The sequence below is a fragment of the Paenarthrobacter sp. AMU7 genome, from assembly GCF_041200195.1.
Classification (GTDB): domain Bacteria; phylum Actinomycetota; class Actinomycetes; order Actinomycetales; family Micrococcaceae; genus Arthrobacter.
In genome coordinates, this window is sequence record NZ_CP165735.1 from 2,513,990 (window position 1) to 2,537,382 (window position 23,393).

Sequence of the window (23,393 nt, forward strand, 5' to 3'; positions counted from 1 at the left end):
CCGCGATGAACCTCCCCCGGCAGCCTCATTCGGCACCCTGGGGCTGATGCGGACATTTTGTCTCAACTCGGCATCAAGCCGGTATCAATCATGTTTCAGTTGGCGCCCTCCCCCGGAAACCCGGCCGACCGCCGTCGACGATGTGCCAAGCTGGCATTGCGGGTGAAAACACGACCCCGCACCCCAGCCGACAAATGGCTGCCAAACCATGCAGGGCAGGACAGGAAACCCATCAAGAAAACAGCCAGCAACGATCATGGCGCGAATAAGCGGACCAAGTCCGCTGTTGCCGTGCCGGCGATGCTCGCTGTCCTCCTGCTGACCGGTTGCATCGCCAACGGTGGCGGCACCCAAGCCACCTCCACCCCGCCGCCGCTGACCGTCCAGGAAGCCCCGGCCAGCAACGCCCCGCTGGAAACCACCCAGGCCTCCACAAAGATCCCGGTCTACTGGATCGGGCGGAGCAAGGAAGAGGTCTACCTTTACCGCGAGTTCCGGGACATCTCCGGCGACGGAAATCCTGTAACCACCGCCCTGAAAATCATGATGGCGGAAAAGCCGTTGGATCATGACTTCTTCACTCCCTGGCAGGAACCCGCCAACCTGGCCACGTCCATTTCCGGCAAAAACGTCATTACAGTCGATATTTCCCGCGATGCTTTCAACTCAAACCTGGACGCCGGCATGGCGCAGCGTGCAGTGCAGCAACTCGTCTACACGGCAACGGCCGCAGCTTCGTCTTCAGGGCTCATCAATTCAGGCCAGCAGATCCAAGTGGTCATCCTGGTTGATGGCCACAAGGACTACATGGCGTTCGGGCAAGTGCAGCTGGGTGAGCCGATGACCCGCGACGCCTCCTTGGTTGCCCCGCTCTGGATCATCGATCCGCAGGAAGAGACCACCCTGCCCACAGGACTGGTCAAGTTCAACGGGCGGAGCACTGACAGCTCCAAGCCCATCGCCTGGCAGGTACTGCAGGACAATGGCAAGGGCGAAAAGACCAGCCTTCTCACGGGCCAAACGCAAGCCACCGGCGAACCCGGGCAGTATGGGTTGTTCACTTTTGGCGCGACATTGAAGGCCGGCCAGTATGAGGTACGTGTTTCCCAGGTGGACAGCGCCGGAGACACCATCGCGACAAGCACCGACACGCGGCTGTTCAGGGTCGGGTAGCTGTTCACGGTCGGCAGCTGCCCGGAGCCTGAAGCGGACCAAAGCCGCCCGGCTGCACCGCTACCAGCGGTCCAGGATGTCGCTCGCAAGCACGACGGCGGCAGGTCCCGCCGTCGACGACCTCAAGACATGATGCCCCAAGAGAGCCGTCACGGCGCCGGCATCACTGAGCCGCGTCACTTCGCGGGGCGAGATCCCACCCTCGGGCCCCACTATCAACAGCACCTCGCGGGGTGAGGTGGCCTTGGTTGCCGCCAGCTCTTCAAGAATGGTCCGCAAAGGATTCTTGGCGTCTTCATGCAGGATGATGGCAAGGTCAGACTGGGCAACGGCTTTCGCCAGGGACCCGGTGTCCACCATGGTCCGCACCTCGGGGATCCATGCCCGCCGGGCCTGCTTGGCGGCGGCAGCAACCACTGATTCCCACTTCGCATGGGCCTTTGCTGCGCGATCGCCTTTCCATCGAACAATGGAACGCTCTGACTGCCACGGGAGCACAGCGTCGATTCCGAGCTCCGTGGCCGTTTCGATGGCAAGTTCGTCGCGATCGCCCTTGGCCAGGGCCTGGACCAGTACCAGCCGGACGTCCGGCTGTTCTTCAAAGGCCATGTCGGAGGCAGTGACGACGAGGCCGGCGGGCCCGGCCGCGGCGACCGTGCCGGTCAACCGCGCGCCGGCACCATCGGCTATGTCAACGGGCTCTCCCACACCAAGTCGCTTGACCGTAACCGCGTGCCGTGCCTCTGGACCTTCCAGCACGAACGTGCCGCCGGCTATGACATCGCTGAGGCTGCCGGCCGACGTGAAGAAAACGGGGTTGCTCACCGCTACAGGTTACCGAGCTTGTCCCGAAGCTTGGCGAACATTCCGCCGCTGGCCACAAGCTTTCCTTCAGTGAACTGCTCCCCGCGAAGCTTGGCGAGCTGCTGCAGCAATTCTTCCTGCGCAGGATCCAGCTTGCTCGGCGTTTCAACGTGGAGGTGTACCTTGAGGTCGCCACGGCCATAACCACGCAGGTGCGTGACGCCCAGGCCCCGAAGGGTGATGATCTCCCCTGACTGGGTTCCGGCCTTCACATCAATGTCCTGTGCGCCGTCGAAAGTATCCAACTGCAACTCCGTACCCAGCGCTGCGGCCGTCATGGGCACGCTGAGGGTGGCATGGAGGTCGTCGCCTTCGCGCATGAACATGGAATCGTTGTTGACGCGGATCTCCACGTAGAGGTCGCCGGACGGGCCGCCTGCGGGTCCTGCTTCGCCTTGGCCGGACAACTGGATGCGCGTACCGGTGGCAACACCGGCAGGAACCTTGATGGTCAGGGAACGGCGACTGCGGATGCGGCCTTGGCCGTTGCACTCATTGCAGGGGTCTTTGATGACCGTTCCGAAGCCCTCGCAGGAACCGCAGGGGGCAGCGGTCATGACCTGGCCAAGGATGGACCGGACAGCGCGCTGGACCTGGCCGCTGCCGCCACAGATGTCACAACGTTCCGGGTGGGTGCCCGGTCGGCAGCAGCTGCCGTCACAGGTGGGGCAGGTCACGGCCGTGTCCACTTCGAGCTTCTTGTTGACGCCGAAAACGGCGTCCTTCAGGTCAATGCGGACACTGATAAGTGCGTCCTGGCCGCGTCGGACACGGGAGGCCGGCCCGCCGTGACCGCCGCCACCAAAGAACGTATCGAAGATGTCCTGGAACGCGAAGCCCTGGCCGGAATATCCGCCGCCAAACCCGTTGTCCGTTCCATTCTCATTGCCGGTGGCGTCGTAGACGCGGCGCTTCTGGGGATCGGACAGCACCTCATAAGCATGGGTCACGGCCTTAAACTGCTCCGCGACATCCTCACCTGGGTTTACGTCCGGGTGGAGTTTCCGCGCCAACTTGCGGTACGCCTTTTTGATCTCTTCCCCGGTGGCTTCCGGCGAGACTCCCAAAACGTCATAGTGGCTGCTCAAAGTCGGTATCTCTTCCTTGTTGTACTGCGGATGTTTCTTCGGGACGGCGTTCAGCCGCCAAGAATGCGTGAAAGGTAACGGGCCACGGCCCGGACTGCGGCCATGGTAGTGGGGTAATCCATGCGGGTTGGGCCCAGGATCCCCACCTTGGCACCGGAACCGTATCCGGTGGCCACAACGGAAGCCTCAGCCAATCCGTCGTAGGGATTCTCCCGGCCGATACTCACGGTGACGCCCCTGGGGTCATCCCCCATGTCTGACAACAACCGAAGCATGACAACTTGTTCCTCAAGGGCTTCCAGCACCGGACCGATGCTCAAGGGGAAGTCCACGTTGGACCTGGCGAGGTTGGCCGTACCGGCCATCAGGATGCGTTCTTCGCGGCTGTTGTCGCTCAAGGCCTGCAGTCCGTTGGCCAACGTCTGGGCCAGCCCCCGAAGCTCCGGCGGACACAGGGCAATCACCGACGGAAGCACCTGCGGCAACAGGGCCAGTTGCGTCCCTGCGATGCTGCCCAGGAAGCGGGATCTCAATCGCATCAAAGCGTCGTCGCCCACGTCCGAACCAGCGTCGATGACCTTCTGGCTGACGCTGCCGGTATCGGCAATCAGCACCACCAACACTTGTTGTGGTGCCAACAGGACGAACTCAACATGCCGTACCAAGGCGCGGTTGGAGTGCGGATACTGCACGACGGCGACCTGGTTGGTCAGTTGGGACAGGAGCCTTACGGTGCGCTCCAGGATGTCGTCTACATCATCAGGGCCTTCAAGCAGCGAGTGGATGGCCCTCCGCTCGGCGGCCGAAAGGGGCTTGACTTGGGAGATGCGATCGACGAAAAGGCGGTAGCCCTTGTCGGTGGGAATGCGACCGGCACTGGTGTGGGGCGCTGCAATGAGGCCTTCTTCTTCCAGAACGGCCATGTCGTTACGGATGGTGGCGCTTGAAACTCCAAGATGGTGCCGTTCAACAAGGGCCTTCGATCCAACAGGCTCCCGTGAATGCACGTAATCTTCAACGATGGCACGCAGCACTTCCAATTTGCGTGGCTCACTCATTGCTCCACCTCCTGACGACTGCCGTGGTCTCTGAGACCGGTTCCACTTAGCACTCAACATGCCCAAGTGCTAACCAGTCTAGTATGAGCCAACCCGTTGCTAGCATTGAACTTTCCTTTCCCAAGCCAGCACAAACCAACACTGAACAATTCAACCCAGCACAAAAGGTAGGAACTCCTTGGCTTTCGACACGTGGGGTCCGCAGGATCTGTCAGCTCCCGCCAAACGGCAACTGCCGGAGGTAGCTGTACAACGCGGGATGGTCCTCGAAGATGTCCAATCAGGCTGGGTGGGCGAAGTCACCCGGGTGGAGAAGACCGGCGGCATGCACATCGTGTCCCTCGAGGACAGGCGGGGGAAGACGAAGTCGTTCCAGCTCGGATTTGGCTTCCTGCTCGAGGGGCAGCCCATCCGCTTGATGCCCCCGGCCCCCCGACAATCGACGCCGCCCGTTCAGGCCGGTCGCACGGCGTCGGGTTCGGTGAAGGTTGAAGGACAACGCGCCCAGGTGGCCAAAGCCAGCCGCATTTGGGTGGAGGGAAAACACGACGCCGAACTCGTCGAGAAAGTCTGGGGCGACGATCTTCGCGTCGAGGGCATTGTGGTGGAGCCCCTGCACGGAGTCGATGACCTCAAGTCGGCAATCTCCGCCTTTAACCCCGGGCCCGGCCGGCGCCTCGGCATCCTGGTGGACCACCTCGTGGCCGGCTCCAAAGAGTCCCGCATCGCAGCTGACGCCATGACTGTGCCCGGCGCCGCAGGAAACGTCCTGATTGTCGGCCATCCCTACATCGATGTCTGGCAGGCCATCAGGCCCAAAGTTCTGGGAATTGAGGCCTGGCCGTCCGTACCCCGCGGAACCGACTGGAAGACCGGGATTCTCACCGCCTTCGGGTGGCCTCACGAGACCGCTGAGGATGTAGGACTGGGCTGGCAACGTCTTCTTGGTGCGGTTCGCAGCTACGCCGACCTTGAGGCCTCGCTGCTGGGCCGCGTGGAGGAAGTCATCGATTTCCTCACAGTTCCCTGACCTTTGGCCTCAAAGCAGCGGCAACTGACGTGTCATCGTGGCGTTTGTCCCGGGAAGCCTGCCGGGGCCGGTATTCTGGGACAGCAACACCGCACTATCTTTACAGCAAAGGGAACACACCGTGGCAGAGAACGCTCCTGAAGAACCGGGCAGCGCCGCAGGCCAGCCCCAGTACCATGGCGCGCCTGCAAATGCGCTGCCACTGACCGCCAGCGAGGACAGGCAGTGGGCTACCTTGGCACACTTTGGCGGTATTCTCGGATGCCTGCCATCTCTCCTGATCTACTTGATCTTCCGTGACCGCGGACCGTTCACGGCACAGGAATCCAAGGAGGCGTTGAACTTCACGCTGCCTCCCACCATCGCTGCGGTTCTGGCCAACATCCTGGTGCTGTTGCCGGTAGTAGGCAACATCTTTGCTGTGATCGCCACTGGCATCTGGGTAGCCCTGACATGCTTCTCCGTCTCAGCCGGAATCCGCGTCAACCACGGCCAGCCGCACCGTTACAAGCTCAACCTGCGCTGGGTCAAGTAGCCCTCCCCCAGCCAGCCATTCAAGCGGCTGGGGGTTAGTCGGGGAGAATCCTCCGGACTACGGCGTCAGCCAGCAGCCGGCCCTTCAGCGTAAGGGTCAACCGGCCTTTGAACGCTTGCACGGGATCAACCAGCTCGTCGGCGATCAGCCCTGCCATTGCATGGCGGCCAACCGCGTCCAAGGCATCTACTTCAAGCCCTGTACCGAGCCGTGCTTCCAGCATGATGCGTTCGACTTCCCGGGTTTCGGCGTCGAGGGTCTCCCGGCCTGCCGCCGGTGAGCTTCCCGCACCCAACCGTCCTGCGTACGCTGTGGGGTGCTTAACGTTCCACCACCGGACACCTCCTACGTGGGAGTGCGCACCGGGGCCGATGCCCCACCAGTCATCGCCGCGCCAGTAGGCCAGATTGTGCCGGCACGCTTGATCGGGTGTCCGGGACCAGTTGCTGACCTCGTACCAGTTCAAACCAGCTGCGGAGATCAACGAATCAGCCAACTCATATTTGGCTGCATGATCGTCGTCGTCAATTCCGGGCACTTCGCCGCGGCGGATCTGGGCCGCCAACTTGGTGCCGTCCTCCACGATCAATGCGTAGGCGCTGACGTGGTCAGGCTCGTAGGACAGTGCTGTTTCAAGGGACAACCGCCAGTCCGCCATGGACTCCCCCGGCGTACCGTAAATAAGGTCCAGGCTCACCGCGAGTCCGGCCTCACGGGCCCACTGGACCACGAGCGGCACACGACTGGGGGTATGGGTCCGGTCAAGGACCTTCAACACGTGCGGCACAGCCGACTGCATGCCAAACGAAACCCTGGTGAATCCGGCATCGGCCAGCACCTTCAGGGACTCAGGGGTTACGGAATCCGGATTGGCTTCGGTGGTTACCTCGGCACCGGGCTCAAGCCCCCAATGGTCGACGGCGGCCCGCAGGATTCGTGCAAGGTCTTCCGCGGGGAGGAGCGTGGGCGTACCGCCTCCAAAGAAGACTGTGCTCATGCGCCGCCGGGGCACCCCTGAGGCCTCCAGTGCCAGAGCCGCGAAGTCGAGTTCGGACACCGCGGTTGTGGCGTAGGCATCCTGGGAGGCCCCGCCGCCAAGCTCGGTGGCCGTATAGGTATTGAAGTCACAGTAGCCGCAGCGAACGGCGCAAAACGGGATATGGACGTAGAGCCCGAAGTTGCGGTGCTCGACGCCATCCAGCACCTGCGGGGGAAGTACTCCGTCCGCAGGCGCCGGATCGCCCAAAGGTAGGACGCTGGGCATCTACTTCTTGGCCTTGTCCTTGGACTCGTCGGTGGTCAGTGCTGCGATGAATGCTTCCTGGGGAACCTCCACGCGACCCACCATCTTCATGCGCTTCTTGCCTTCCTTCTGCTTTTCCAGCAGTTTGCGCTTACGGGTGATGTCACCGCCGTAGCACTTGGCAAGAACGTCCTTGCGGATGGCCCGGATGCTCTCACGGGCGATGATTCGCGATCCGATGGCTGCCTGGATGGGCACCTCGAACTGCTGCCTCGGGATGAGCTCACGGAGCTTGCCGGTCATCATGACACCGTAGGCGTAGGCCTTGTCGCGGTGGGTGATGGCACTGAAGGCATCCACTTGTTCGCCCTGCAGCAGGATGTCCACCTTGACGAGGTCTGCAACCTGCTCGCCGTCGGCTTTCCAGTCCAGCGAGGCGTAACCACGGGTTTTGGACTTCAGGAGGTCGAAGAAGTCGAACACGATCTCGGCCAGCGGAATCCAGTAGCGGAGTTCCACTCGGTCCTCGGACAGGTAATCCATGCCGCGCATTTGGCCGCGGCGGCTTTGGCAGAGTTCCATGATGGAACCAACAAACTCGTTCGGAGCCAGGATGGTGGCGGAAACCATAGGCTCGCGAACCTCGGAGATCTTGCCCGTGGGGTACTCGCTGGGGTTGGTGACATGGATGACCTTCTTGTCCTCCAGTGTCACCTCGTATTCCACGTTGGGAGCCGTGGAGATGAGGTCCAGGTTGTACTCACGTTCAAGGCGCTCACGGGTAATTTCCAGGTGCAGCAAACCGAGGAACCCGACGCGGAAACCGAAGCCCAGCGCTGCGGACGTCTCGGGTTCGTAAACCAGTGCGGCGTCGTTAAGCATCAGTTTTTCGAGGGCGTCGCGGAGGACAGGGTAGTCCGTCCCGTCCAGCGGGTAGAGACCTGAGAAGACCATCGGTTTGGCGTCGGCGTAGCCGCTGAGCGACTCCGAGGCAGGCTTGGCCAGGTTGGTGACAGTATCGCCAACCTTCGACTGGCGGACGTCCTTCACGCCGGTGATCAGGTATCCCACCTCGCCGACCCCCAGGCCCTTGGATGGCGTGGGCTCCGGAGAGCTGACACCAATCTCCAGGAGCTCGTGGGTTGCCCGGGTGGACATCATCTGAATGCGTTCGCGCGGGTGGAGCATGCCGTCCACCACGCGGACGTACGTCACGACGCCGCGGTACGTGTCATAGACGGAGTCGAAAATCATGGCGCGGGCCGGCGCATTGGGATCGCCAACGGGAGCAGGAAGGTCGCGGACAATTTTGTCCAACAGCGCCTCAACACCCACACCGGTTTTGCCGGAGACCTTGAGGACGTCCTCGGGGTCACCGCCAATGAGGTTGGCAAGCTCTGCCGCGTACTTCTCGGGCTGGGCAGCCGGAAGATCGATCTTGTTCAGCACAGGAATGATGGTGAGGTTGTTCTCCATTGCCAGATACAGGTTGGCAAGGGTTTGGGCCTCGATGCCCTGGGCCGCGTCCACCAGCAGCACTGCGCCCTCGCAAGCGGCGAGCGAGCGGGAAACCTCATAGGTGAAGTCGACGTGGCCGGGAGTATCGATCATGTTCAGTGCATAGCTGTTGCCATCAAGTTCCCACGGCATGCGAACAGCCTGGGACTTGATGGTGATGCCACGCTCACGTTCGATATCCATGCGGTCCAGATACTGGGCCTTCATGTCGCGTTGCTTAACGACGCCGGTGTACTGCAGCATGCGGTCGGCCAAGGTGGACTTACCGTGGTCAATGTGGGCAATGATGCAGAAGTTCCGGATGATGGCCGGATCTGTTGCGGCGGGCACCGGTGCGGTGCGGGCCATGGGAGACACGCAGGATCCTTACTGTCGACACTCACACGGCAATTCCCGGAGCTGGGCATAGGCCAGCCGGAACACGCCGCGCATCTGATCCTCTAGTCTCCCATGAACCTGCGCTTCGCCGTACATTGCCTGCCCAGGTGTCAGCTCCACGCAGCTGTAGCGTTGTCACATGGCTTTCGACTTGCGCCCTCTGGGCAAACTCATCCTGCGATCATTCAAAGCCCTCGGTGGCAACAGCACTAAAGCAGCCACACCGGCAGCTGCCCGCAGGACACAAACCCGGCAGTCCAACGTCGTACGCCAGCCAGGTTCTTACCCGGGCGATTTTCGCGGTTCCCTCAAGGTCAGCTACTCCCCCAAGCCAGATGGTCAGCCGGATCCCGGCGAGATTGTCTGGAGTTGGGTTCCCTACGAAGAGGACCACACACAAGGCAAGGACCGGCCCGTACTCCTGGTGGGCCGGGATCGCGAATGGCTGTTAGGTCTTATGCTGACCTCCAAGGACCACGACAATGGCGCACGCGCGGACGACTATGTTGATATAGGAACCGGCCCTTGGGATCGGCAGGGCAGGCCCAGCGAAATCAACGTTGGGCGCATTATCCGCCTCGATCCTGGTGCGATCCGGCGCGAAGGCGCCGTTTTGGGAAAACCGCAATTCCGGGAGGTCGCACGGGCCCTCCAAGAACGGCAATAGCCGGACCGGGGGCCCAGTTCCCGAAGAGCCCGGACTTTCTGCTATCCTTTATAGCTGTGTGTCCGTGCAGGTCGACGGCCATACATGGTTGGCTGCCATAGGCATCCCCACGCCGCTCAGTCGATGGCCAACCTGAAAACCCTCTAGACCATTTCCGCATTAAAAAGAGAGTTCATACGTGGCTAATATCAAGTCCCAGAAGAAGCGCATCCTCACCAACGAGAAGGCTCGCCTGCGCAACAACGCAGTCAAGTCCGAGCTGAAGACGGCCATCCGCGCCGTCAACACCGCCGTTGAGTCTGCTGACAAGGATGCTGCTGGAACTGCACTTGCTGCTGCCAGCCGCAAGCTGGACAAGGCTGTCAGCAAGGGCGTTATTCACAAGAACAACGCTGCAAACCGCAAGTCTGCGATCTCCAAGAAGGTCAACGCACTCTAAGGTTTTTCCAGTTCGACTGAGCTGATCAAAAGGCCGGCACCCGTTGGGTGCCGGCCTTTGGGTTTAAGCGGCTGTATCAGTGGCGGCGATGCCGCCGCTGACTGGCATCAACGTCGGCTGGCCGACATGGCAATTACAGTCACCGCGTGCTCCACTGCGTAGACAGGGTCCCGCGACTCACCCTTCACCTGCGCGTCCGCTTCTGCGATGACCTGGATGGAACGGATCAGGCCCTCGGGAGTCCATCGCCGGACATCCCGCTGCGCCTGCTCAACAAGCCACGGCTGCATTCCCAGATTCCTGGCGATGGTGGCTGGAGAACCATTGGCCCCTGCAACTTTGGCCAGCGTCCGCAGCTTGGCCGCCAGTGCCGCAACCAAGGGAACCGGATCCACCCCGGTGGCCAAGGCATGCCTCAACGTGGACAGTGCCACCGGCCCATTACCAGCCATCGCAGCATCCGCAACCTTGAAGGCCGTCGCCTCAACCCGGCCGCCGTAGTAGCGTTCAACGGTCTCCGCCGTCACGGCGGTAGTGGCGTCGGCGATCAACTGGTTGCACGCTGCTGCAAGTTCGGAAAGGTTTGCGCCCACTGCGTTCACCAGGGCCTGGACAGCATCGCCCTCAATGCGTCGCCCTCCGGCCCTGAACTCGGAGACGACGAACGCGGTTTTGTCAGAGTCCTTCTTCAACGGTTGGCAATCAATGACGGGCCAGCCAGCGGACTTCACGGCATCGAGCAGCTTCTTGCCACGAACGCCCCCGGCATGACGCAAGACCAGGACAACGTCCTGGTCCGGGTGCTGGAGGTAGGCCAGTCCGTCCGCCAGAAAAGCATCATTCATGGCCTCGAGGCCATCGACCTCAATGAGCTTCCCCTCACCGAAGAGGGATGGCGTGACGGTCATCGCCAGGGATCCGGCCTCGTAGGAGCCCGCGTTGAGTCTGCTCAGTTCGACATCAGGGGTGGTGGTTCGCACCTGGGCCCGGATGCCGTCCACGGCCCGGATACCGAGATATTCTTCTGGTCCCATGACCAGGACGACGGCGGCCGGTGCCGCATCCCGCCAGCTGACGGTGTTCGCCGCGACGCTCTTGGCCCGGGTATTTTGGGCAGCAGCCACAGGTGGTTCCTTCCGGACGTTTCTTTGCAGGATTCAAGTCTGCCATGTTTTGCAGGGGGTGGGATTTGGTGTTCGGGGGTGCCTGACACCCTGGCGGCGTACAACCGCTTCTCGCCCCTTGGGGGCGGCTCGGTGCAGGCGGCCGAGGGCTGCAGATTAGGTGCGTCGCCAATTCTTCACCTCTGAGTTGGTTTTATGCTTCTGCCCAGTCAGCCTTGGTCTCCAGGAAGGCCCTCTCCAACGCCAGCGCACAGATCCTTGCGGCGTCTCCGTCGGCAGCCCGCCCCTACGCCCCCGGACGATCACCAAGCGATCAAGGAGCGCCACTACAGCGCCATGAAGTCCCATGACGTGACCCATCACCTGCGCAGGGCGCAGCACCATCCAAACAACCAGGACGGTCACCAAGGATGAGAGCACCATGGCCACTATTCCAACCGGCCCCTCTGCCCACGGCAGGGCAGCCCCTGGCAGGCCGGCAAAAAGCCGCGCCACTGCCGCAACCAACCCAGCACAGGTCCCGGAGACAGCGATGGGCACCACCGCGAGCCAGGGAAGAAGTGTGGCCAAAGGTACGGCAATTGTGCCGAAAATCGTCACCGGAGCCACCAACGGGCCTGCTACCACGTTGGCAATCAGCGCGAATGTGGTGAACTGTGGCTGAAGTGCCACGATCACCGGGCCACACAGCAGCTGGGCAGACAACGGCACGGCAACCCCGGCAGCCAACCACCGTGGCACCCAGGAAGGGATCCACGACGCAATTCTCGCCGCCAGCAGCACAATTCCGAACGTCGCCAGAACCGAGAGGAGAAACCCCACGTTGGCCGCCATGGCCGGGTCCAACAGCAGCAGGATGGTTGTGGCGAGGCAGAGGAAGGACAAGGACCGTCCGCGCAGCCCACCCGCCAGGGCAGCCAGCCCCACTGTCCCCATGACTGCGGCCCGTAGGACGCTGGGATCCGGCCCCACCATGGTGACGAATGCCACCAGCCCGCACGCAGCAAAAGCCCCTGCTGCCGGGCGCGCCAACCGGAAGCACCGTGCCAACAAAATGAAGCCACCCAGAATGAGGCTGCAGTTGGCTCCTGCTAAATGTCGCAACAGGTATGAATGGAATTTCTGCGGTTGTTTGGCGATTCTTGCGCCACTTCATCTGGAAACCCCCGCCCTATGAGGTGACGAAGACGAGAATCCGACGCGCATCATCGAGTGGTCCTAGTTCTTCAAGCTCACGTTTCCGGCCGCCAGCAGTTGCGTAATGTGCTCCTGCACTTCTGACCCCGAATGCAAGCCCCTTTCGAGAGCAGCTGGCAGCCAACCCCTGCCTTTGGGAACACCTAGACTATGCCCGAAGCTCTCCAGTTCCCCTTTGTGAACGACAACCACTCCGCGGGCACGCAAGCCCGACACAAGGCGAGTCACCGCGTCCGGAAGATTTGAGGTCACCATCAGCCCTTCCACACCAAACTTCTTTACTGCCTCCCATGGCCTCAACGTAGCTCCCAAGGCTTCCTTGATCCGCCGGCGGTTCTCGTTGTTATAAGGGGCCATAGCATCCTCAGCGAGAATTGAGTCCATGACACCCGATAGCTGTTGATTTACCGATGTGACGAGCTGCGGGTAGTTGGCATCGTTGACGGCTGAGCTCACCGACTTCCAATCCTCAGCAAGTTCATCCCAGGAGCCCCCGAGAGACTCGACAATCTTCTTCAGGACCACATCGTTGTCGAGAACGTCTAAGTCCGGCGAGACAACTACTGGGACTTTCAGGGCACGCAGCGCACCCGCAATCTTTGATATGCCCCCCGTACCTGATGTTGGCACAAAAAGGACGTCGGTAGCTGGCAGTTCAGAAACTTCGTCGCTGTGCTGTTCAGGATCCCTGACATCTAGTGCCGCCTCATAGAACCGGCAGTCTCGCTCGTTCTCAGCGAGAACAACTAATTCATGGAACAGGCCATCCAGAACGTTCGTGTATTTCAAAACGGGGTCATCCCAGATTGCTTTTAGCTCGCTGGATTTCAACTGGTGAGCCACAGTGCCGCCTTCGTCTCGGACCAGCCTCACAACGGAAAGCGAAGACTGAGAATTCAGCAAGCCCGCGAGTAGATTCCGATCGTGGGTCGCGAGTATGACTTGCACACCCTTCTGCGCGGCGATGCGACCAAGTTCCTGTCCCAGTGCAAACGACTGTGGTGGGTGCAGGAAAGCCTCCGGCTCATCTACGATAACCACCGGATAAGTCGCCGTGACCACCGGGATCAGCACTCCGAGAAGACTTCGCATTCCGTCGCCTTGTTCTTCAAGCCGAGGCAGCTTATTCAACTCAATCTGGTATTCGATGGGGTCCCCATCCGCCGGAGGAAGGGTCGTCCCACTGTCGTTGACTCGGAGGAGGATTACATGGTTCTCCTTATCCAAGACCAGCGTCTTACCGAGAATCTTCTTGGTAAGACGATTCAGTTCCTCCATCAGCTCCTGGTCTTCGGCCAAGCGGTGAAGTGGGTGGGTTGCTGGGTCTAAAACGTTGTTCTTCCTGCCTGCGCCGCTGACGTCGCGTTGAGTTGCGGTCATATGCTGAACGAACAACTGTGGCGCAATTGACAGTTGGAATTCGGATGGACTGTTGTCTACATACATGCGGAGAGTGTCCAGGGGCATGGCCGTTCCCATGTAATGAAAGGCTGGCTGACTCGATGACGACGCTTCCGCGACTAAGACGGCGTTCTGACACAACCAATCAACGAGGTCGTGCATCGTTCCGGAGACGGCGGACTCGACCTCGGTCACCAGCATTGGCTCGTGTAATGCGCCCGTGCCAGTCAACTTCATTTGCAGCTGTCGTAGAAGGGTCGATTTGCCGCAGTTGTTCGCGCCGGCTATCGCAGTCACTCCTGAACGCTCAAATGCGATCTTGGAGCCACTCAGAAGGGTCAACGAATCAGCTGCAACGCTCAACATCGCCGCGCGGCCTCGTTTGAGACCATAGCTGTCGAGCAGCTCTGCATGACGAAAGGCCCGCGAGTTCATCTAATGAACGTATCTGTTCTTCTGCAGGGCGAACAACTCGTGACACGACGGCGGATCAAAATTTCAATGCGATGAATCTTCGCGGTCCCTGAGGCGGCAAGAGCTCGTCCCGTCACGACCTCGCCGTCGCCGAAGGCTATGACGGGCTACTGTCAATGTCATCAAAAAGACTGAGCTGAGCATGCATGAGGTTGCGTGTGGCCCGCCGGGACGGCGCTGGGCGTTGCTGAGTGATTTCCACCAGCTCAAGTATCTTGGTGTGCACCTCACGATCACCCTTGCTGCCCAAGACCTTACGTTTGACGGTCCATGTGCCGTTGGATTGTTTGGCGGCGAGCCCGGCGTCGGCCAATAGTTCCAGTGCGGCCACGACTTCCTTATGGCGGCCGTAACTGTAGGTGCGCTGTAGCTCGGCTGACACGGCTTGGCTGGTGATGCGTTCCTCCGCGGTCCCGCGGCCGAACATCAGCGGCCACACACGGACGTATAGATACGTGGCAAGGTAAAGCGGCTCCGCAGGATCATTCATAAACCCTTTGGCCGTTTTGATGTGGACGAAACGTTCGGGTCTGATGTTCAAGTTCTTGTCCAAGTACCCACCGATATTGGTACTGGGTAATCCGCTCAAGAACACACCGTTATCGGGCCGGGGTATACGTGCAAAAGTGTACTTATCTGCCAACCTGGCGTATTGGACGATACAGGGAGCTTTCTGAGGTTTGAACTCGTGGTCCGCGTTGTGGAACCGGTCATCCAGGACTCGCGTGCACGCATCATTGGACAGTTCCACCGACACAAGCCACATCACGTCGATCCTGCTGGGGCTGATCTTGGTGCCGTCCCCCACCGAAACCTCAGCGATGGCTTCGTAGGCCAACAATTGGCTGCAGAGCTTGTCCACCGAATTCTCGTGGCGTGCGATGGATGCTATTTCACCTACCAGTACCGAATCGTCCTCGAACACAACGAGAAAATCCGGCGTAACGGTTCGGGCGGACTTACCACGGCCTTTGCCTGGCACCAGGCATTTGGGGAACCGTTCAAAGTGCTTGACGGTCTCGGGGAGGTCCTGAGTCTCGTCAAACAACCACTCAAAGCAGGAGACAACATCCACGTACTCGTCATATCGACGGTAGCCGTCACGCAGCAACGCCAGGCTCTCGGGGCTACGAACCACTAGGCGCCCACCAAATCGTCAAGGGACACCCGCTGACGCGGAGCGGCCTCCGCAATTTCCTCAGCGGAGAAGTGCTCACCAATTCGCTGCACGAGGCGGGCCAATGAGGTGGCACTCGACCGGAAGCTGGGGTAAATATCCACGGCATCGGAGGACGTCACCACGACATCGAAGGTCGACCCATCGGCGTGGTCGGCGATCATCAGGTGAAGATAAGGGTTGTCGTGCAGGACTGCCACTGAAACGCTGGGCGCATCTTCCATAAGTCTACGCAGTCGGTCAGTGTCGCTTGCAGTTTCAAAAACTTGCTCGGGAAGATGCATCGTCAAGGGCAGGCCAAGGGGTTCATCCACTACCCGTTGCCTGTTCGACAACAGCTCGAGCCGCTCGGCCGAGTAGTAGGCGAAGGCGTCGAGAATGTTCGTGGCAAAGGCCAGAAACTGCCCGGAGTAGAAGGTTGCCCCACTTGTACGACGAAGGTGGCAGTGGAGGAACGTTCCTATCGTCACCGTCAACGACCGGACCGAGGCACCTTCCATGGCAGCAAGGTCGAACACGTCATCCGGGGTGTAGCGGTAAGAATCGACCTTTGCCGGCCACCCTCTGTTCAGCGACGAGGAGTCCGACTGTCGCCACGCCGCCATACGGACAACTTCCGGGCGTCCGATGGAGTCCAGACGCCGGGCAAGTTCACGGAACTTATCCTCGTTGAGGAAACATCGCATCACCTCAGGCGCCGCAGATATGGCGCGGTTGACTTTGCCCCAGCGGCGGTCGCTCGTTGGCACGGATCCGCTGACGTGGAAAACCCCAGGCTGATTCGTCGCCCAGCTGGCGACTACGTAATCGCCTTCGTCGTCGAAGATCCTGATGATGCTGCTGGCACCGTTGGAGAGCACCGGGTATCCGCCGTCACCGAATAACTCGGTGACAGGGTCGCCGTCGCACATGACAGTTTCGAAGGCCAACTGCTCCCCGCGCTCCAAGCCAAGGATGCCGTGAGCATCAACCAACGAAGCGGGAACCCCGCTCTTGAGGGCATGGCCCCACAACCGCCGATCGAAGGCACTGGACAGGAGTCCACGGGCGGCGCCGGAAGAGTCGTTTTGCAACGGGCACCGGCCTTTCGCTATTGGATGTTGATGAGGTAACTGTATTCTTCACCGCCGGATCCGACATAACGGCGAAGCTCATGACCTAGTTCAGGACAAGCTCCCGATCGTTCCGAGTCTCCCCCGTGTTTCTGGAAGTGATCAGGCAGTTATCCGCCCTCGGGAGAAGCCGTGGCCATCATGGGCTCCCCGGCCTCTTCAGTCGCGGAAGCAAGTCGCAGGTGCTTCATCCACCAGATGGTCGATCAACTCATCGTCCATATCTGTAGGCTACCCCCCCCGAACAGTGGCAGGTTCTGAAAACGCGTTTCACCGGACACCGAGAATAGCCTTAGTCGCGCCCTCAAGCACCTTTAGTCTTCCGGCCAGACAACCTTTTCGCCCATGGCCGTGAGGAAGGCTGCGTACTCCAACACGCTAAGGTCACCATGCCTGGCTGCTGCGGCGATGCTGTCCCGGCGGGACCATGGGAACTGAGTGCCGTCTTCGCGCTGGACTGAATGAATGTCCATGTCCATCTGTGCGAGTAAGCTGGGCAGTCCGGGCTCCGCAGCTGACCGCTCCAAGGCTATGGCGTCATCGAGTTTGTCCCGCTCCCCTTCGAATTCTTCGTAGGTCAGCGATGCCGAGGCCACCCCATGGGTACGGGACCGGGGGCTGAGCCCAGACAGCATTCGGGCGATGGGTGTCGGTTCTCCTCCCATCATCCGGTTCAAACAGAACCGTTGGTCGGTGGCGGCCTCTGCTCGTTCTTCCACGGCAAAGGGGTTGCGGCTGCGGGCGGCATAGATCCGGGTGTTGTCCAAGGCTCGCAGCTCGTCCACCGGGAAGATCGATTCATACATGCTCCGTCCGTAGATCAGCCGATCGAAGGGTTTCCGGGCACCCCAATGTTGCTTAATCCGTTTCCGAACGTCCCACGACTGGCCGATGTAGAACTGCTTGTACTCGTCGAAGATCATGATGTACGCGCCCTCTTTGCCATCCAGCGCCGCCAGGGACTCCACCGGTTTGAAGGTGCGGCCCTTGTCGAGGACATGCTGCAGCGCCGTTTCAAACTCATCGGCATCCAGGGAGTTGAAGTACTCCATGGACAGGTCGAAGTTTCGTAGTGCCCCATCGCGTTGCCACAAGAGGTACAGATCCGAATGCTGGGTATGTTCCTCATCCCGATAACACCAGGCCGTGTCTTTCCACAGCTGCTCCCCCAGCAGTTCGCGGTTCGGCCGCTGCTTGTGGGCACGGCTCGGGTACGCGTACATGTCCCGGGTCATCTTGTGCCCGAACTTCGAGCCCCGAAGCTTCTCGCCGAAGTGTTCCGTGGGCACGCCGTCAGTCGGGGAGGTCACCGGCGACGATCCGTTCAGCGGTGCGCTTGTACGCTTCGGCAATGTAGGCGTCCACATTATTGGCTCCGATACGGAGCACGTTCCTTCCACCGACCTGGATACCACGGAGGTCGCCGGCCTTCAGGAGCGCCCGCACCTGGGCTATGGAGACGTTCAACTCTTCGGCGACCTGCTCAATGGTCAGGAACCGGTGCTTTTTGGGTTCATCAGCCACTGCTCCATCGTAGAGGCCGAGGAGGGCTGAACCGTCAACCGGCATCTGGCGGTGGTGGCGACACCGTCGCAAGTCTCCTTGGTAGAGCGTTCTTTCAGCGTGACCGGGTCCGAACTTACAGAGACTATGTCCAATCCGTAACCGGCAGCCTTGAGTCGGGTCTGCAAAGCGTGCGTCGCTTGGCAGGCCCCGTCCTGCTCCACCTTGATCTGGTCGGTTTCAAGATTTGACTCAATAGAGCTGCAAGATAGCGTGGATCTGGAGACTTCGGAGAGCCCCACTGCCGGAGTCCACCGTTTTCGGCACCACTCCCCTGGCTGCTGCCCCGAAGCACCAGGGCCGATCCACAGGTTTGACTCACCCACATCGTGCTTCCCTTCATTTTCTCCAGCCAGAACACCCAAATGCTCGACCTCAAGGCTGCTGCCGACCGCAGCAACCGCTCTGTCGACACCATCCGCAGATACATAAAGGCCGGTCGCCTCCCCGCCGTAAGAGACGGTCGAAAGCTCTACGTCACAGCAGACGACCTCGACAAAGCCCTCTCCGAGGACCGCGGGCAGCTCAGCAACGCCAGCGACCTCAAAGCATGGGCCCAACGCATGGCCGCAGAGGCTCCACCACTCAAACCCGAGCAGATAAGGATCCTCAGGTCGGCGTTCGCTACAGTTTCGAATGGTGACAGCGGACCTTAGACAGCACAATACCGGTCTATCTACTTATTCATATACCTTGGCGGCGAGTAGCATCTGGGCGACAAGCTGCCACGAAGGTACATCGGGGACAGGTTCCCCGCGGTTCATAAAGTAGCCATCATTATCGCGTGTCCAAGCCGATAACGCCTCCAGGAAGCTTTCGAGGTCGTCATTCTCCCAGCTTTCAGGATCTTGCCTCAGTGAATCCTGAAATGATCGATAAAATTAGCCAACTCTTGGTGATTCATGTTGGGGCGGGATTTGCCACGGATGTCATGACTAATGCAAGCACACCTTGTCCGCGTTCGATGATCCGGATCGGACGTGCGAGGCTATACGGGATCAGGCTCTCAGTGTCAGCTGCGATTTGCCTGCAACCATGGTCCAGCTGAGGAGCCCGCGAATGCCACCACGTCAGAGCCCAGCCCAGAAACTGGCAGCCAAGCTGCTGCTTGGCGGGGAATGGGCGCCGGTCACCAACACGATCGGTTTCATGCAACGGTCTCTGGATGAAGCCACTGTTGAGTGGAGGCAGTGGGCTCAAGAGAGTTTTCACCAGCCGCCGGCAGGTTTCGGGGTCACCGAGCACCGTGGCACTCTGGCTGAGCTGCTGGGAAAGCTGCTGCCGCTGGGCTACGGTCAACGCTGGCTTCTCCTGGAGACCACGAACCCGGAGTGGACAGCTGTCATGGAAAACACCCGCGACACTGCTCATCTTTGGCCCTTGCGCGGACACTTCGCGTCAGTCCGGGGAATTCCCACGGTTCAAGTGGAGGATGAACCAAAGAACATCAAGCGCATGCCGGATGAACCGGCCAGGGGACGCTGGGGCGGCCGGACCCTCACTACTTATGAAAAGACGGGCCTGCGCAGGTTTCTAAGTCTCTACAACTCCGAGCCCTGGAAATTCACCCAGAACGGGGAACCGTACGATTTCGAGAACACGGAACAGTACCTGTTGCCGCGGCCATTGGACTGCTTTCCCCACGAAACGTTGGTCGAGATCTGCAGGAACCTGGGCCTGAGCCCCTTCGAGGAGGACTTCTACGTACCCAACGGGCGGGCGTTCATTATCGAATCCCTCCACGAACCATCAGGGGACGAGCCAGGGGCGACACGGTTCACGCTGGCCGAGGCCAGAGCCGGTCACGAAGACCTCGATAAACCCAGGGTTGATGACCCCGCGGTCGGTAATGCTCTCTATCCCTTGGGTTCGGCAAACCCGCACCCCGACGCTGTTTATCCGGCTACGGGCCATAAACCGTTCCGTAAGGCCACACCCTGGGACGAAGCCCTGAAAGGGTTCGAAGAGAGCGTTCAACGTTACAGCAGCTACCCGGCATCGGCGTCGCTGAGTGAAGGCCTTGAGGAATACGGCATTCTCGCCTCACCGACTTTCGCCACGGGTGGGACAGGTAGCGAGAGCATCAACGTCAGTGTCACGCCAACGCTGCTTGAAGCGCCACCGGAAGCCCGGGAATACACAGCTGCGTACGCGGTCCTACAGTGGCGGCAAGCCAACGGAAGGTCCGCCTCCGAGTTCTACCCGAACCGGACGCAGATGACGATCATCCGCAGTCTGTACGAAGAACAAGGGATGTACCCCTTCGACGTAACCCCGGCCCAGGTCTACAGAACACTGGCCATCGACAAAATGGTTCGTTCTGTTACTGAGCTCAGGATCACCCAGGAACTTGTCGACTGGGAAACCCGGTCCGCCACTGGATCACCGACGGAGAAAACCCACGAGCACGACGAAAGGAACAACTCCTGCGCCTGGAAGATCCGGAAGGTCATGCAGGATCAGGAAGACGCGATCTGGAACCCCGACGTCGACGACCGCCAGCTATAGAAACAGTTAGTGCCCGAGGCGGGTTCCTCTGCAGTGCCCGGGCTGGACCGAGAAAACATAGGGTCATTTCGCCGCTGATACCGTGAGACGACGACATATGTCTGTTGTTGAGGTTATTGGGGGCGGGGAACATGACTGAATGGAAGCCAAGCTGGTGGGCGCGAATGTTCCTGGGCGCGGGCTCATGGACGCTGTCGATACACGAGGGCCGGCTGCAGCTAAGCGGCGTACCAGTACCGGTGGACGCCGATGTGCTTGATGTTCTGGGATTGCATGCAGAGGAAGCCCCGAAGCGGATCGTTATCACCCTTGCTCATCGACAAGACACAGTGCTCACCGGACTCTTCCGTCGCACGCTGAGTGAAGTCGTGGCTGCCTACCGCTCGGAGTTAGATGAGCGGCGCCTTCTGGCTGCTCTGCTCTCGGAAGCCGAGAAGCAAGGTGAAGCCGCCCGCCGTTGGTGTTCCGAAGTACAGCAAGTAAGCGACCGTCCCCGCTGGGCGGACCAGGACACCATTGCAGCACTCCAGAGCACCCGCCCGGACACCTCTGCATGGACTGCAGCAGATAATGACCCGAGACTTTCGGGGTTTTCCTGGAACAGCCGCGAGAACCAGCGCGCCGCGGTTACTGCCTGTCGAAATGCTGACCTGCCTTCGTGGGCCATCCAGCGGAACGAAGCTTTCCTTGAACGCGAGAAGACCGGGCTGGCCGACTTCTTCCGGACGGTGGAGAAGTCACCGTTGACCGAAGACCAGACCAAGGCCACAGTGTGCTTCGACAACCGGGTGCGCGTCATCGCTGCAGCTGGTTCAGGGAAGACCTCGACCATGGTGGCGCGTGCCGGCTATGCGATCATGCGCGGCATTGCCCAGCCTGTTGAAATTCTCGCTCTAGCTTTCAACAAGAAAGCCGCCGGAGAGCTCTCCGAACGGCTTGTCTCCCGGCTTGGTGACGACGGTGCCGGAGTAGCATCAAGCACCTTCCATGCCTTCGGATTACGCATTGTTGGCGAGGCCACCGGCAGAAAGCCCTCGCTGCCCGATGACCTGACTACGGACAACGGCGTCGGCCGCCTTGCCAGAATCGTCGATGTACTCCGCGACCAAGACCCTGCCTTCCGCCGGGACTGGGACCTGTTCCGGCTCGTGTTCGGTCGGCACCTGCCGGAGCTCGGCGATGAAGCAGATCCCGAAAAGTCGGACCGGCGCAGCAAGACCACCGGTTTCGAGACCCTCGCCGGGGAGGTCGTGAAGAGCCAGGAAGAAGTGATGATTGCCAACTGGCTGTTCTTGAACGGCGTCCGCTACGAGTACGAGCGGCCGTACGTGCACGATGTTGCGGACGCGCACCACCGGCAGTACCAACCTGATTTCTACTACCCGGACATCGATACTTGGCATGAGCACTGGGCGCTAGGAACCGACGGCACGCCACCGCCACAGTTCGAAGGTTATGCCGAAAGCATGCAGTGGCGACGTGATACCCACTCACGCTTCGGCACCGGCCTGATCGAGACGACCTCCGCTACTATCCGGGACGGGTCCGGCTTCGAACACCTTGAGCAGGAACTCCGCCAGCACGGAATCGAGCTCCAGGAAGACCCCTACCGCGAGGCTCCGGGAGAGCCTCCGATCAGCGACCAGGCGATGGTGTCGCTGATGCGTTCGTTCATGTCACATGCCAAAGGCAACCGCCTCTCCCCCGATGTCCTGAGAGAGCGGGCCGGCAGGAACCTGCGCAGCAAGCTCTTCACACGCCTGTATGGCGCAGTAGTCACCGAATGGGACCGGCAGCTCCGGGCTGCTCACCGGATTGATTTCGAAGACATGCTGAACCTCGCTACCGATCACGTCGAATCGGGCCGTTGGACGAGCCCCTACAAGGTAGTCATGGTCGATGAAATGCAGGACACCAGCGCCGCACGCGCAGCCCTGGTAAGGGCACTGACTAAAACCCCAGGCACGTACTTATACGCAGTGGGCGATGACTGGCAGTCCATCAATCGGTTCGCAGGCTCGGATATCGGTGTCATGACCGGCTTCGATGACTGGTTCGGGTCAAGTTCAACGATCTGGCTGGACCGGACTTTCCGTTCCCCGCAGTCCTTGTGCGACATTGCCGGGGAGTTCGTCATGAAGAACCCTGCCCAGATCTCCAAAAAAGTTCAGTCATCGGCACCGGATACCGGCAACACTGTTCTCGCTGTCAGCGTCCCGGACCGCGGCGACTACGCATCAGCTGTCCGGGAACATCTGACGGAGATTGACAAAGAACTCACAGAGCCAGCCACAGTCCTGCTGCTGGGCCGTTACACCCGGTCCAGGGATGATGTTCTCGCAGCCTTGGAGGCCAGGTACACAAACTTGAGAGTTCAGTTCAACACCGTCCACGCCTCCAAGGGCAAGGAAGCCGACTACATAGTCGTCCTCGGTCTGGAGCGACGCGGTTTTCCCAACACCATTGAGGACGATCCCCTCCTGCAGCTGGCCATGGCAGCACCGGATCCCTACCCCCACGCTGAGGAGCGACGCCTGTTCTACGTCGCCCTGACACGCGCCCGGCGTTCGGCGCTGCTTCTCACCCGCAGCGGCATGGAATCAATGTTCCTCATCGAGCTCGTCAGGGACCAAGGCGTCAAGATCCGGTCCCGCAAGGGTGATGACGTTACCCCGGCAGTCTGCCCGAAGTGTAAGAAGCGCACCATGAAGGAACGCAAGGGACCATACGGGCAGTTCTTTGGATGTACGGGCTATCCGCTGTGTGATGGAACGAGGAAACCCGCAGAGGTGACTGGATGACGACGGCGACGGTGCCGCTGCGGGGCTCTCATATCATAGAAGG

20 protein-coding genes are annotated in these 23,393 nt (G+C 60.5%); 8 read left to right on the plus strand and 12 right to left on the minus strand.

Annotated features, from left to right (window positions below):
* The first annotated feature begins 300 nt into the window (after positions 1-300).
* Positions 301-1,173: a GerMN domain-containing protein gene (locus ABQM86_RS11485; RefSeq protein WP_369746662.1), complete on the plus strand. Its 873-nt coding sequence runs from the start codon at positions 301-303 to the stop codon at positions 1,171-1,173.
* Between the two features lie 60 nt (positions 1,174-1,233).
* Here the strand turns inward: ABQM86_RS11485 and ABQM86_RS11490 are convergent, their stop codons facing one another.
* The 3 genes from ABQM86_RS11490 to hrcA are packed head-to-tail and all read right to left on the minus strand — an operon-like array spanning position 1,234 to position 4,183.
* Positions 1,234-1,998 carry a 16S rRNA (uracil(1498)-N(3))-methyltransferase gene (locus tag ABQM86_RS11490; RefSeq protein ID WP_369744452.1) on the minus strand — a complete coding sequence of 255 codons (765 nt, stop codon included), beginning with the start codon at positions 1,996-1,998 and terminating at the stop codon, positions 1,234-1,236.
* Positions 1,999-2,000: 2 nt separating this feature from the next.
* A complete protein-coding gene (gene dnaJ, locus ABQM86_RS11495) occupies positions 2,001-3,125 on the minus strand; it encodes a molecular chaperone DnaJ (RefSeq protein ID WP_369744453.1) in 1,125 nt (374 codons plus the stop codon).
* A gap of 50 nt (positions 3,126-3,175) precedes the next feature.
* Positions 3,176-4,183: a heat-inducible transcriptional repressor HrcA gene (gene hrcA / locus ABQM86_RS11500; RefSeq protein WP_089595203.1), complete on the minus strand. Its 1,008-nt coding sequence runs from the start codon at positions 4,181-4,183 to the stop codon at positions 3,176-3,178.
* 178 nt (positions 4,184-4,361) lie between these two features.
* On the opposite strand from hrcA, the gene ABQM86_RS11505 reads away from it, so the two are divergent.
* Positions 4,362-5,213 (plus strand): DUF3097 domain-containing protein, encoded by an 852-nt coding sequence (locus tag ABQM86_RS11505; RefSeq protein WP_337340277.1) that lies wholly within the window; start codon positions 4,362-4,364, stop codon positions 5,211-5,213.
* A gap of 121 nt (positions 5,214-5,334) precedes the next feature.
* Complete coding sequence (locus ABQM86_RS11510) at positions 5,335-5,748, plus strand: DUF4870 domain-containing protein (protein ID WP_207593641.1); 414 nt, start codon at positions 5,335-5,337, stop codon at positions 5,746-5,748.
* A 34-nt stretch (positions 5,749-5,782) separates the two neighbouring features.
* Here ABQM86_RS11510 and hemW read toward each other — a convergent pair whose 3' ends face one another.
* Together hemW and lepA are read right to left on the minus strand one after the other, a co-directional pair.
* Entirely contained in the window at positions 5,783-7,012 is a 1,230-nt protein-coding gene (gene hemW / locus ABQM86_RS11515; protein WP_369744454.1) for a radical SAM family heme chaperone HemW, read from the minus strand.
* Positions 7,013-8,866 carry a translation elongation factor 4 gene (gene lepA, locus ABQM86_RS11520; protein ID WP_011774924.1) on the minus strand — a complete coding sequence of 618 codons (1,854 nt, stop codon included), beginning with the start codon at positions 8,864-8,866 and terminating at the stop codon, positions 7,013-7,015.
* A 160-nt stretch (positions 8,867-9,026) separates the two neighbouring features.
* Here lepA and ABQM86_RS11525 point away from each other — a divergent pair, with 160 nt between their 5' ends.
* Complete coding sequence (locus tag ABQM86_RS11525) at positions 9,027-9,554, plus strand: type II toxin-antitoxin system PemK/MazF family toxin (RefSeq protein ID WP_369744455.1); 528 nt, start codon at positions 9,027-9,029, stop codon at positions 9,552-9,554.
* Positions 9,555-9,732: 178 nt separating this feature from the next.
* Positions 9,733-9,993: a 30S ribosomal protein S20 gene (gene rpsT, locus ABQM86_RS11530; protein ID WP_207593645.1), complete on the plus strand. Its 261-nt coding sequence runs from the start codon at positions 9,733-9,735 to the stop codon at positions 9,991-9,993.
* 107 nt (positions 9,994-10,100) lie between these two features.
* On the opposite strand, the gene holA is transcribed toward rpsT, so the two are convergent.
* The 7 genes from holA to ABQM86_RS11565 form a co-directional block, all read right to left on the minus strand.
* Positions 10,101-11,117 (minus strand): DNA polymerase III subunit delta, encoded by a 1,017-nt coding sequence (gene holA / locus ABQM86_RS11535; protein WP_280622913.1) that lies wholly within the window; start codon positions 11,115-11,117, stop codon positions 10,101-10,103.
* Between the two features lie 156 nt (positions 11,118-11,273).
* Complete coding sequence (locus ABQM86_RS11540) at positions 11,274-12,221, minus strand: ComEC/Rec2 family competence protein (RefSeq protein ID WP_369744456.1); 948 nt, start codon at positions 12,219-12,221, stop codon at positions 11,274-11,276.
* Positions 12,222-12,335: 114 nt separating this feature from the next.
* On the minus strand, positions 12,336-14,150 hold the full coding sequence (locus tag ABQM86_RS11545; RefSeq protein WP_369744457.1) for an AAA family ATPase: 1,815 nt from the start codon (positions 14,148-14,150) through the stop codon (positions 12,336-12,338).
* Positions 14,151-14,286: 136 nt separating this feature from the next.
* Complete coding sequence (locus ABQM86_RS11550; protein ID WP_369744458.1) at positions 14,287-15,327, minus strand: hypothetical protein; 1,041 nt, start codon at positions 15,325-15,327, stop codon at positions 14,287-14,289.
* Positions 15,327-16,439, minus strand: a complete 1,113-nt coding sequence (locus ABQM86_RS11555) for a hypothetical protein (protein ID WP_369744459.1) — start codon at positions 16,437-16,439, stop codon at positions 15,327-15,329. Before ABQM86_RS11555 ends, ABQM86_RS11550 begins: the two co-directional genes overlap by 1 nt.
* A 353-nt stretch (positions 16,440-16,792) precedes the next feature.
* Complete coding sequence (locus ABQM86_RS11560) at positions 16,793-17,788, minus strand: GIY-YIG nuclease family protein (RefSeq protein ID WP_369744460.1); 996 nt, start codon at positions 17,786-17,788, stop codon at positions 16,793-16,795.
* Positions 17,772-18,002 carry a helix-turn-helix domain-containing protein gene (locus tag ABQM86_RS11565; protein ID WP_369744461.1) on the minus strand — a complete coding sequence of 77 codons (231 nt, stop codon included), beginning with the start codon at positions 18,000-18,002 and terminating at the stop codon, positions 17,772-17,774. The genes ABQM86_RS11560 and ABQM86_RS11565 overlap by 17 nt, the downstream gene beginning before the upstream one ends.
* A gap of 368 nt (positions 18,003-18,370) precedes the next feature.
* On the opposite strand from ABQM86_RS11565, the gene ABQM86_RS11570 reads away from it, so the two are divergent.
* The 3 genes from ABQM86_RS11570 (at position 18,371) to ABQM86_RS11580 (ending at position 23,350) form a co-directional block, all read left to right on the plus strand.
* Positions 18,371-18,697, plus strand: coding sequence for a helix-turn-helix domain-containing protein (locus ABQM86_RS11570; RefSeq protein ID WP_369744462.1), 327 nt, complete (start codon positions 18,371-18,373; stop codon positions 18,695-18,697).
* Between the two features lie 403 nt (positions 18,698-19,100).
* A complete protein-coding gene (locus ABQM86_RS11575; protein ID WP_369744463.1) occupies positions 19,101-20,549 on the plus strand; it encodes a hypothetical protein in 1,449 nt (482 codons plus the stop codon).
* A gap of 131 nt (positions 20,550-20,680) precedes the next feature.
* Positions 20,681-23,350, plus strand: a complete 2,670-nt coding sequence (locus ABQM86_RS11580) for a UvrD-helicase domain-containing protein (RefSeq protein ID WP_369744464.1) — start codon at positions 20,681-20,683, stop codon at positions 23,348-23,350.
* The last annotated feature ends 43 nt before the right edge of the window (positions 23,351-23,393 follow it).